The organism is Psychrobacter immobilis, from assembly GCF_904846185.1.
Lineage (GTDB): Bacteria > Pseudomonadota > Gammaproteobacteria > Pseudomonadales > Moraxellaceae > Psychrobacter > Psychrobacter immobilis_B.
This window is the reverse complement of record NZ_CAJGZQ010000003.1, coordinates 197952-209953: the sequence shown is the minus strand read 5'-3', so window position 1 is coordinate 209953 and position 12002 is coordinate 197952. Positions and strand designations below refer to the sequence as shown.

The 12002-nt window shown below is 43.9% G+C and carries 10 protein-coding genes; 6 read left to right on the top strand and 4 right to left on the bottom strand.

Annotated features, from left to right (window positions below; genetic code table 11):
* The 4 genes from JMW94_RS02830 to JMW94_RS02815 all read left to right on the top strand — a co-directional run.
* A partial coding sequence (locus JMW94_RS02830; RefSeq protein WP_201600791.1) for a transposase occupies positions 1-188 on the top strand: 188 nt, incomplete at its 5' end.
* Positions 189-244: 56 nt separating this feature from the next.
* A complete protein-coding gene (locus JMW94_RS02825) occupies positions 245-1558 on the top strand; it encodes a VWA domain-containing protein (protein ID WP_201600788.1) in 1314 nt (437 codons plus the stop codon).
* Positions 1559-1853: 295 nt separating this feature from the next.
* Positions 1854-2276, top strand: a complete 423-nt coding sequence (locus JMW94_RS02820) for a YbaN family protein (RefSeq protein ID WP_201600785.1) — start codon at positions 1854-1856, stop codon at positions 2274-2276.
* A gap of 244 nt (positions 2277-2520) precedes the next feature.
* Complete coding sequence (locus tag JMW94_RS02815; RefSeq protein ID WP_045453470.1) at positions 2521-2730, top strand: cold-shock protein; 210 nt, start codon at positions 2521-2523, stop codon at positions 2728-2730.
* A 258-nt stretch (positions 2731-2988) separates the two neighbouring features.
* Here the strand turns inward: JMW94_RS02815 and JMW94_RS02810 are convergent, their stop codons facing one another.
* Entirely contained in the window at positions 2989-4074 is a 1086-nt protein-coding gene (locus JMW94_RS02810; RefSeq protein ID WP_201600782.1) for a YeiH family protein, read from the bottom strand.
* 234 nt (positions 4075-4308) lie between these two features.
* Between JMW94_RS02810 and JMW94_RS02805 the strand changes: the two genes are divergently transcribed.
* Positions 4309-5244, top strand: a complete 936-nt coding sequence (locus tag JMW94_RS02805; protein WP_060491834.1) for a LysR substrate-binding domain-containing protein — start codon at positions 4309-4311, stop codon at positions 5242-5244.
* A 151-nt stretch (positions 5245-5395) separates the two neighbouring features.
* Here the strand turns inward: JMW94_RS02805 and JMW94_RS02800 are convergent, their stop codons facing one another.
* Positions 5396-5857, bottom strand: coding sequence for a universal stress protein (locus JMW94_RS02800; protein ID WP_087813544.1), 462 nt, complete (start codon positions 5855-5857; stop codon positions 5396-5398).
* A 437-nt stretch (positions 5858-6294) separates the two neighbouring features.
* Between JMW94_RS02800 and JMW94_RS02795 the strand changes: the two genes are divergently transcribed.
* Positions 6295-9372, top strand: a complete 3078-nt coding sequence (locus JMW94_RS02795) for an insulinase family protein (protein WP_201600767.1) — start codon at positions 6295-6297, stop codon at positions 9370-9372.
* A 131-nt stretch (positions 9373-9503) separates the two neighbouring features.
* Here JMW94_RS02795 and JMW94_RS02790 read toward each other — a convergent pair whose 3' ends face one another.
* Positions 9504-10832 carry a serine hydrolase domain-containing protein gene (locus JMW94_RS02790; RefSeq protein ID WP_201600751.1) on the bottom strand — a complete coding sequence of 443 codons (1329 nt, stop codon included), beginning with the start codon at positions 10830-10832 and terminating at the stop codon, positions 9504-9506.
* 221 nt (positions 10833-11053) lie between these two features.
* Complete coding sequence (locus JMW94_RS02785; protein ID WP_045453478.1) at positions 11054-11617, bottom strand: NUDIX hydrolase; 564 nt, start codon at positions 11615-11617, stop codon at positions 11054-11056.
* Between the last annotated feature and the right edge of the window lie 385 nt (positions 11618-12002).

Sequence of the window (12002 nt, the reverse complement as noted above, 5' to 3'; positions counted from 1 at the left end):
GAAGCAATACTAAAGCACCTAATCCAGAATTTGATAGCTACTTATACAAACTGCGCCATCTTGTTGAGAATATGTTCGCAAGGCTCAAACACTTTCGTAGTATCGCCACTCGCTATGAAAAGTTAGCTCGTAATTTTAAGTCAATGCTTTATCTGGCGTGTACTATCGTTCATTGTAAGATGAATTGAAGACACGCCCTAGTCTATTATCTCTAAAGGAATAACACGCTAACGTAAGGAACACCATGAACCATCTTACCGTCGGACAACGCGCGCCTTTAAGTAACCTTGCTATTGACGATACCGCACCCATCACGCTTAAGTTCACTCGCCAAAGCCCAATAGAGATGGACATCAGCTGCTTTGCCTTAGACGCAGCGGGCAAACTGATCAATGATGATTACATGGTGTTTTATAATCAGCCAACCTCACCGTGCGGGCAAATCAAGCTCACCCATTACGAGTCGCAGCCAACGGTAAATAAAGGCGTCCAAGCCGAGTTTGAAGTTAACTTGTCCAAACTGGCTACAAATATAGACAGCTTGTTTTTTGTGTTATCAGCCGACACGCCGCTTAATCAAATTCAATCGTTAGAGATTGGCATTTGGCAACAATCGCAAAAAGCACAGGCAGAATATCAAGCAGCAGACTTTGCCCAGCAGCAAGCCAGTATGTTGATGCAGCTTTATCGTAAAAGTGGCGTGTGGCGGGTATCCAACGTCGCGCAAGGCTTTAATGGTGGACTTGCCGCCATCGTGCAGCATTTCGGTGGTGATGTAGAAGATAGTAGCCCAGAAGTATCAGAAGTATCAGAAGTATCAGACGTAACGGTAGCGCCAGTTCAAGCAAAACCGTCATTAGAGAAGGTCATGCTAGACAAAGCGCCAAAGCTGGTCAATCTGGCCAAAAAAGTCACGATATCGCTTGAGAAACGCCAATTGCAGCAACTAACCGCAAAGGTAGCATTGGTGTTAGATGCCTCAGGCTCAATGAACAGACAGTACAAAAAAGGCCGCGTGCAAGAGGTGGTCAACCGCATATTGCCATTGGCAGTGAGCTTCGATGATGACCAAGCACTAGACTGCTGGGCATTCGCCCGAGATCCGCAGTATTTGGGTGAGATTGGGCTGAGCAACTATGACGGTTTCATTGATAATGCTCATGGCGGCTGGCGCAAATGGGCACTTGGCCCACGTGTGAATAACGAAGCAGAAGTCATGAAAGCCGTGACGGAGTTTTATCAAAAGGACGGCTTAGATGTACCTGTATACGTGCTATTTATCAGTGATGGCGGGGTGAATGACAATCGCGGTATCACCAAAGTCATGACGGAAGCCGCGAAACTACCGATATTTTGGCAGTTCGTGGGCTTGGGTGGTCGTGGTTATGGCATCCTAAAAAAACTAGACGACATGACAGGGCGCGTGATTGATAATTGCGATTTTTTTGAACTCGATGATTTGGATGATATCAGCGAAGAAGCTCTTTACGAGAGCATGTTAGAGGAATTCCCAAACTGGTTAAAAGAAGCACGCGAGATAGGGTTGATAGCGAAATAAATAAATTAGGATAGTATCTTCAACGATAAAACCGTTCATAGTCTAGCTATGAGTGGTTTTTTATTGCTAAAAATTCAGTCAAAGGTGGTTAGCTCACTTACCCAACCACTAACCAAACATACCTACTGATAGCAAAAACCTCGTAAAAATAGCCTTGTACCATTTGGAGTGATATTGCATGCTTAGCTACCTATATAGGTAGGCAGTTCTATAAATGATTATCTGGTTTAACAATCTAGCTGTCTAACCTTTATCAAATATTAGCCACTCCATATCATTCAATGACAGTATTTTTATGAGCCAACACAAAAAGGTCTTTTATTATCGACCCAAAACCAATCAGCATAACAGCCCAACGGTGCGTTGGACGTTTGTCATACTGGGCTGGCTATTTTTTGTATTAGGGATTATCGGCGTGTTACTGCCAGTCATGCCGACTGCGCCTTTTATATTACTGGCGGCAGGTTGCTGGGCACGTAGTTCGCGGCGTTTTCATTTTTGGCTGATCAATCATAAATACTTTGGGAAATTTGTCCGCGATTGGGAAAATAATCATGCGGTGCCACTCTATGCTAAGTGGTTAGCGACAATAATGATGACTATTTCAACAACGATGTTATTTTTTAATATTCCCGCCGATATGATATGGATGGCATGGCTGGTAGCCGTGGTCTGTACTGGGGTAGCGGTCTATTTGTTCCGTTTGCCAAATGCCTAAAATGCGTTGATTTTCAGGTCAAAAATCGTAATAAATGGGCTTTAGTTACATGAAAGCTAAGATAAGACTTGCGAAATCAGGATGTTCCCCCTATAATACGTCCAAGCTTAAGAGCAGTTCTGCACCAAATCATTACCTCGTAGTATTAGTTATAATCCTTCGTTTTAATATTTATCGTTCAGTAGCTATTTGCAAGCGTTATCGGTCACTAGGCCATTAATAAATTTAAAAGTAGGATTATATTATGTCAGACGTTCAAAAAGGTACAGTTAAGTGGTTCAACGAAGCTAAAGGCTTTGGTTTTATCGCTCCAGAAACTGGCGCAGACGTTTTTGCTCATTACAGCGAAATCACTGGTTCAGGCTTCAAAACTTTAGCTGAAGGCCAAGAAGTTGAGTTCACTGTAACTCAAGGTCAAAAAGGCCCACAAGCCCATAACATCGTTGCTATCTAATTTGTCTTTATAGACACTTAGAGCAAGATGAAAAAAAAGCGAACCTTCGGGTTCGTTTTTTTTCGTCTACGATTTAAGATAAGCTATTTGCAATTAAAAGCTTAATATCTATAACGTAACGTGCGCTTTATGTTGAGTGGCTTTTAAATCAGACGATAAACCAAAAAAGCCGATGACTAGCATAGTCATCGGCATTTTTGATCTATATAACTCATGGCAAGAATGATAACGAACGGCAAGGATGTTTGGTAGTTTACTTTAGCCAAGTAAGCTTATGCCAATATTAATCAATCCACCGCCAACGATCAGCCAAGCAAACATAATCGCCCCCAAGATAAGAGGTTTAACGCCAGCTTGTTTAATAGCGCCCAAATGCGTGGTTAGACCAAGCGCAAACATCGCCATGGTAAGCAGCACGTCGTCTAGCATCACCATACTACGCTCAAAGCTTGCGGTCATCGGCACCCAAGTGTGCAGTAAGACGATGGCAATGAATATGAAGGCAAACCAAGGCACTTTGACTTGTTGAACGCGATTCATAAACGATGGTTTTTTGCCATTGTCGCTGCTACCTTTGGTTAAGGCAAACGATAAAATAAGTAAAAAAGGGGCAAGCATCATGACGCGTATCATCTTGGTGACAACCGCTGTGTCACCCACTTCGGGACTGACGGCGTTACCAGCGACGACGACTTGCGCCACTTCATGAATGGTGGAACCCGTATAAATCCCGTACTGCTGAGCATTTAGCCAAGGTTGCAACCAACCAATATGGTATAAAAACGGATAGAGTAGCATCGCAACCGTACCAAAGACCACCACTGTCGCCACGGCAATAGTGACTTTGTGTGCTTCCGCTTTGACCACAGGCTCAGCGGCAATCACTGCGGCGGCACCGCAAATGCTTGCGCCTGACCCAATTAATAGCGTCGTTTGTTTATCGACTTTTAACCATCGGATACCTATCCAATAGGTGAGTAAAAAGGTCGATGTCAATACCAACGCATCGCTCATCACCGCAGACAGTCCGACACTTGATACTTGCGTTAAGGTCAGCTTAAAGCCATAAAACATGATGGCGAGGCGCAATATTTGACCTTTGGCAAATGCCACGCCGACACTTAAGCGCTCAGCAAGGTTAGGATAGACCGTATTGCCCAATACCATACCAATGAGAATGGCTAAAGTGAGAGAAGACAAACCAACGATACGTCCATTTGTCCATGTGTTTACACTAGTATTGAGCCACAAACAAAATAAGCTGCCAATCAGCACGACGATGAGCCCTGCTAAATGGCGGCTGCGCGGGAAATAGTTATTTACTGATTGGGTCAAGGCGTACATGACTGACTGTCCTATTATGTATTATCTATAATCGAAATAAGCATAAGCTTATGAATAGACATTATAAGGCAGACCAATCTATAATAAAAACAGATTAATTAGATAAAAACTATCGATTTTTTAGGTTAAATAAAAGTCTTTGGGCTAAAAAGATGGTTTTTTAGATAATAAAGGGTTTTTAAAGTAACAGGTGGTTTTTAAATTGTATCAATAAGATGGGGTATCAGAGAAATTATGAAGAAAGCCATGCAGGTATTACCAAAAATTACCCTCAAGCAATTATCAGTGTTTGTCAGTATTTATCAAACGGGTAGTACCAGCCGTGCCAGTGAAGCGCTGCATTTATCGCAGTCGGCGGTCAGTAGTGCGCTGACAGAGTTAGAAGCAAGGCTGCAGATGCCATTGTTTGAGCGCGTCGGGCGTAGGCTTAATCAGCACCCCAACGCCCATCCTATTTATATACAGGCGCAAGCCATCTTGGGGCAGGCATTAACTCTAGAGCATTATCATAAGCATCAAGCAGGGCAGATTCATATTGGTGCCAGTACCACGATCGGCAATTATGTACTGCCGCCACTGCTTGCCAAGCTATATGCGACGCTACCCGATGCCCATATCGATATGTATATCGCCAATACTCAAGAAGTGGTCAGCGAAGTTGAACAATTAAATATTGATATTGCGCTCGTAGAGGGTATGCCGCGCCCCACAGATATGAAAGTCATTGAGCAGCGTGCGTGGCGGACAGATACCTTGATGATCTTTACCAAGCGTGATAGCAAATGGTTGACAGACATGGCAGCGTATAACGATGCGGATAATTGCTACGAGCTTAGTATTGCACAACTGGCAAAGCTGCCGCTATTGGTACGAGAGGCAGGGTCAGGTACACGGCAAATTATCGACGAGCAGCTGCTCAAGCATTTGCCTGATGCGGAAATTGTGATGGCGATTCAGCAGTCGGAAGCTATTAAGCATATGGTGAGTGCAGATATTGGTCTTGGCTGTTTATCACAGCATGTCATTCAGGCAGAGCTGACAGCAGGAGCGCTGGTACAGGTGAAAGTCGCGGGCATCGATTTGTCACGAACTTGGTGGCTAGTGTGGCATAAAGCCCGCCATCAAAGCCCGATTTGGCAAAGTTTTATTGATATTTTGACAGAAGATTAACTTTAGTGATAAATATAGAGGTCTTAGAAATATAGAGGTATTAGCGAGAATGTCTACTATGTCAATAAATAATAAAACAGCGCAAAGTTATCCGATGCGCTATTTTTGATAGGTTTAAATAATTTAGATACAGCGTTAAGTCTTTTTTAAACTATTTATTAACGGGTTTATCCAGTCTTACGACCAAGCTGTCGCATGGGACGTTAGGCAAGATATTATCTGCCGTCGCGCCACTGAGCCAAGCTGCGATACCATGGCGTTCATGACGACCGATGACCAGCAAATCAACGTCATGCTTGTGGCAATAGTTGACGATGCCTTCACTGTTAGAGATGGCAGTGGTCACTTCAGAATTCACCGCATGTAGGTCATTACGGTCCAAAAACTGTGCCAGTTTGGCACGCGCTTCTTGACAGCGTTCATCGTCAATCTCATCGTATAAGCTGGAGGCTGGCACCAGCTCATAGCCAAAACCAACCATGGTATCTTTGACGATATGTAATACCGATAACTTGGCGTTAGGACGATTCTCGACGATACGTTTGGCCTTTTGGGCGACCACATCAGCATCGGACATTAAGTCGGTGACCAATAAAATATGTTCGTAACTCATGAGCGGCTCCTTGTGACAGATGATTTTAACTATAGCACTACTGATGGCTGCTGTTAAGTACGCTTTGAGTTCGCTTTGTGAAAATCCGACATTCTGCCATATTGGTCATCTTTATTACTACAGTATCTTGACTTATGAAGGTGCGAACCCCATCTAATTCCGTTAGGCAAATTCTTTTTAATTTATACCGGTGCATTGCTGTCATTTAAAATGATGCACGGGTACATGCCATTAAATTTGAATATTACTCATAAGTTAATCACAATAATACTCACAATATTTTTATATAAATATCATATAAAAAACACCCTACGATAAGTACTAAATACACTATTTATCTATTGTTTACTCTGATTCTATTTTATCGCCACTGGCTAGATTTAGTCATTAATCGCATATTATTCTAAATAAAATTAGAGCAATCCATAAGGAAAATTATGACCGACACATTATCTACTACTGATCTAACTTTGCATCCTGCCTTTGAGCTGATTGAGCACCGCCATATCGATGCATTATCGATGGACGTATTGATAAGCCAACACGTCAAAACAGGCGCGATGCATTACCATTTGGCACATCCGAGTGACGAAAATGCCTTTTTGGTGGGCTTTCGAACTCAGCCAATGGATTCAAAAGGCGAAGCGCATATTTTAGAGCACGTGGCTTTATGTGGCTCTGAGAAGTTCCCCGTTCGTGACCCGTTTTTCTCCATGATTAAACGCTCATTAAACACGTTTATGAATGCGATGACCGCTGCCGATTGGACGGCGTATCCGTATGCGACGCAAAATAAAAATGACTACTTTAATTTGCTAGCCGTTTATCTGGATGCCTCGTTTTTTCCGAATATTCATCCGCTGGATTTTGCCCAAGAAGGCATCCGTGTTGAGTTAGACGAAAATGACAAGCCGCAATTTAAGGGTATCGTTTTTAATGAAATGAAAGGCGCAATGAGTGGTGAGATTGACCAGTTGTATCATACGGTCGCCCATCATTTATTCCCAACGACGACGTATCACTATAATTCGGGCGGCGATCCTGCCGATATTCCTGACTTGACCCATACTGAGCTGGTTGAATTTCATCAGAGCCATTATCATCCGTCAAACAGTGTGATTATGAGCTTTGGTAATATTCCAGTCGCTGAAACCCAAGCCAAAATCCATGAAGATGCCTTGATTCAGTTTGAAGCAGGTAAAAAACACGTCTCACGTCCAGAGCAGCGTTTGTCTGCACCGATTAGCGCAATTGATACTTATACGGCTGACGAAGCAGGTCCTGACCAAACCCATCACGTGATTGCGTGGTTATTACCATCGATTACTGATCCCAAGCAGCGTTTGGCATTGCGTTTATTAGAAGGCGTGTTGGTTGAGCATGCTGGTTCGCCGCTGCGTGCGTATCTAGATAGCCATCCACTCGGTAAAGCGCCAAGTCCACTACTAGGGCTGGATGACAGTCATTATGAAATGGTCTTTTATACCGGTCTGCGCGGTTCAAACCCTGAACATGCCGAAGCGGTAGAGCAAGGCATTATTGATTTGCTTACACAAGTGGCGAGCAAGCCGATTGATGATGAAACGATCGAAACCATCTTGCATCAAATCGAGATTGATCAGCGCCATATCGGCGGCGATAGCATGCCCTATGGTCTAAATCTCATGCTAGAAGGCTTTAGTACTGCTATTCATGACGGTAATCCTATCGATGTCTGGGAAGTTGATGAGCACCTAAAATGGCTACGTGAGCAAGTAAAAGATGCGCAATGGTTACCGAATTTAATCAAGCAGCATTTGCTTGATAATCAGCATCGTGTCCGCGTCACAATGACGCCTGACAGCGAAAAAACTGCCCGTTTGGCGGCAGCTGAGCAGACCCGTCTTGATACCATCGAGATGGATTTGACCGCTGATGATAAAGCTATCTTAAAACAACAAGCGCTTGATTTGGCAGCGCGCCAAGCAGCGCCTGATGATTTAAGCTTATTACCAAAAGTGGGTTTAGAAGACGTACCGACCGATATCAGCTTTAAACAAGGCACGCAAAAGCAGATTAATTTAAGTGGTAAAGAAAGCACCTTATTTGAATATGAAGCGGGCACCAATGGCTTATATTATTATCAAATAATTGTACCGTTGACTGATGCGATTGGTAATGAGGATACAAGCGAGCTACCCGTTAATGAAGTCATTAATCATCCGTTATTGCCTATCTATTTAAGCTTGTTATCAGAGCTAGGTACAGATTCTCTAAGTGCCCATGAAATGCAGGCTAAACAAGCGGCGCATTCATCAGGGGTGACTGCTAGAATTAGCCAACGTACCAATGTCGATGACAGCCAAGCGATTAGCAGCTACTTTGTGGTGGCAACGCGCGCGCTGAATCGTAAACCTGAAGCGATTGATTTGCTCAAAGAAGCCATGGAACACAGTATCTTTAGTGAGCATGACCGTATCAAAGAAATCTTGCAGCAGCGTCAAGCAGGCTGGCAGTCAAACCTTGCTGGTTCAGGGCATTCTTATGCGATGCAAACCGCCAGTCGCGGCATGAGTCGCCAAGCGCAATTAGAATATGTACGCAGTGGTCTGCCAGCATTGAACGCGCTAAAAGACTTCTTAACTCATGCCAGTAGCGATGATGCACAGTGGGATAAACTAGCAACCAGTTTGATGGACTTACATCAACGTCTAATCAGTTTACCTAAGCATGCCGTCATCATCTGCGAAGCGGAGCAAACTGAACGCTTAAGCAATTTAATCGTTGATAGCTGGAAAGACAGTCAAGCGCCAAAGATTGCAGCGCAGTTAAAAAATACCGATGCGAGTATCGACGCCAATATTCCAAGCGAGTTTGCCGAATTGCAACTTGATGCGGCGTTAAATGGTGATAAAGACGCGGTCGAAGCGCTAGAAAGTGATGTGGTGCTCGATGTTGAAGACTTGGCGTGGCTAGTGCCAACCAACGTTTATCATAATGCCAGTGCTTATACCGTGCCAGCGGCTGATCATCCAGATACGGCAGCCTTAATGGTACTCGCGCCTTATCTACGCAATGGTTATCTGCATAGCGCTATTCGTGAGCGCGGCGGTGCTTATGGCGGCGGTGCGGGCTACGATGCTAATGCCTGTGCCTTTAAGTTCTTTAGCTACCGTGATCCGCAGTGCGCTGAGACCTTTGCGCACTTCGATGCCAGTATCGAGTGGCTATTTAATGAGCCGCAAACGGACGAGCAGTTAGAAGAGGCCATCTTAGGTATTATCTCAGGAATGGATAAGCCAGGCTCTCCAGCAGGAGAGGCGGTTAAAGCCTGCTTTGCAGATTTGCATCATCGCGGTGTAGAGTGGCAGCGTAAAATGCGCGCGGCAATCTTAGCCGTGACCGTGGCAGACTTGCAGCGTGTTGCTAAGCAATATCTACAAGGACAAAAGCACGTACGGGCAGTACTCGCGCCTTATGATAAAGAAGTAGCGGTAAAAGAATTGGGCTTTAACGTTTGTAAAATTAAAAGTTAATCTTCTTCAAGTCTACTGATTTAATTGTTATAAAAAAACCGCCGCTTTCAGTATTTATATTGAAAGCGGCGGTTTTTATTTTGGGTGAGTCTTTTAAAGCGCTATTTCTTAGAGACTGGTTTTTTAAAGGCTTACTTTTTGATTAAGTAATTTGCCACCGCTTTATAAGCTGGTAGCGAGGTAGGGTCGATTTTACCGTTACTAGCATCCGGATATGACGCAAAACGAACGATGACCATATCAGCTGCTGGATCCACATAGACAGTTTGACCGTGGACGCCGCGTGCTGCATAGATGGGCGTGGGGTTATTAAATAACCACCACATGCTTGTGTAGCTGCCGTTAGTCAGCTGCTTATAATCGGCTTTCGCAAAAGCCTCTTTATCGCCACCCGCTTCGATATTATCAACGACCGCAGCTGGGAATAAGCGCTCACCATTAATCTCGCCTTTATTGAGCATCAAGCTACCAATGCGTGCCATATCATGCAAACCTGCACTAAGACCGCCGCCGGCAAACGGCGTACCTTTAGCATCGACCGTCATATAGGCGCTTTGTTCAGCACCGATTTTTTGCCAGATGCGTTCCGAGAGTAATTCATTCACCGCTTTACCAGTCGTACGTGAAATAATCCAACCTAGCGCGTCGCTATTGATGGTTCGATAGTTGAACGCTTCCCCATGTTCGCCGTTCTTCTTAACTGTTTGCAGGTACTCAAAGTAACCATTGGGTCCTTTATAATCTTTCGGTTTTGGTAATGGGCTTGCCGCTTCTGAATACTTCCAGATATCGGCATTAGGATCAGCATAGTCTTCGCTATAATCGAGCGCTGTGGTCATGTCCATGACTTGGCGTACGGTTGCATCACCAAAACCACTGTCCTTGAGCTCTGGAATGATAGACGCCACCAAGGCTTTATCATCAAGCTTACCTTCGGTCACGAGGATCTCTGCTAACAGCCCAGTCATTGATTTGGTCATCGACATCGCCGCATGATTGCCCAGCTCATTGAGGCAGCCGTTTTGGCGCTCGTATACCACCTTGCCATGATGCATGACCATAATGCCGTCAGTATAATTGGCATCCAGTGATTGCTTCCACGTCATCGGGCGCTTACTGTTAGTAGGCATAAAGGTGATGGCATCGATATTTTTATCTAACGCATAGCTGAGCTTGGAAGGCGCGCCGATACCGCGACTGACGTCAGTAGTGGGCATCAATTCACGGATATGACAGACCGTCCAACGCAGCTTGGGAAAACTAAAAAAATTAGAGGAAGGTTGAGTAATCAGTTTATCGGCAGGCGGCGGAAAACCTTGCATCCAGCCAAGCGTTTGTGGGTTAGATTGTTTGGCGGTTAACCGTGCATCTTCCGCATGGCTGGTGATACTTATACTGGTTAGAGTCATGGCGATGGTCAGCGGTAATAGAGGTAAAGAGCGTTGCAATAAAGTCAGCATAATATTCTCGCAAGTCGGCTTAAACGATTAACTTCAGACGATAAAAAACCATTGATAAGTGGCTATATTCAAAACTTAGCATAAGACTTATCAATGGTTTTTACCAACCACTTTTGTAAAGCAGTCGATTTTTTATAAGGTTATTTTTTATAAGGTTATTTTTTATAAGGTTATTTTTTATAAGGTTATTTTTTATAACTCTATTCTTTATATGCTTAGGGCTAGTAGCGCTTGATCGCTTGGTCTTTACCGATGATATCTTGATGAATAGGGAAATTTTCATGGTTATCGTATTGCTTGCGGTCAGCAAAGTAACTTTTTAGGGTACGACGTACCGCTTCAAAGGCAAGTTTGTCCCATGGAATGTCTTCTTCGGTAAATAACGCACAATCGAGACTTTCAGAGCCGATGCCATAAGCACCGTCCTTTAGCTCAGTGATATAGATGCTATAGATTTGCCCGATATCAGGAATATCATATAAGCAATATAAATGCGGATTGATGACGACCGCTTCTGCTTCTTCAAAGCTTTCACGAGCGGCCCCTTCTGCCATGGTTTCGCCATTTTCCATAAAACCAGCTGGCAGTGTCCATAAGCCATACTGTGGCTCGATCGCGCGGCGACATAGCAGTACCCGATGCTTATGCACAACGAGTGAGCCACAAATCACTTTTGGATTTTCATAGTGAATATAGTGGCAATTGGGGCATACCAAGCGTGGGATATTATCTGTGGCTGGTATTTTGCGTTCCGCTTCATGACCGCATTGTAAACAATAGCGCATATCAACTGCCTTATTTAATGATAAATATATATGATAAATAGAAATGAGAAAAAGGATTGTCGTTCTTTGAAGAATTATGATTCTTATTTTATAAAATAGTATGACTTTAGCTTATCAGATGTTATGTGATCATAGCTGTTAATCCTAAGATAACACAAATTCTCATCACACTGGCAGTGATAATAACAAGCACACAGGTTTGCGCAACTGCTTACGGCTACGATTGCTATTAATGAATGCATCAGCAGGCAGAGCAGGACAGTCACATAAAGTATATGCAGTCACGATAAGATTGCGCTAGGCTAGACTCACGCTAACTATTGAATGATAGCTTTACCTATAACGAGAGTAATGGCTGCCGCGACTGGTGTTGCTCTAAGTAAGG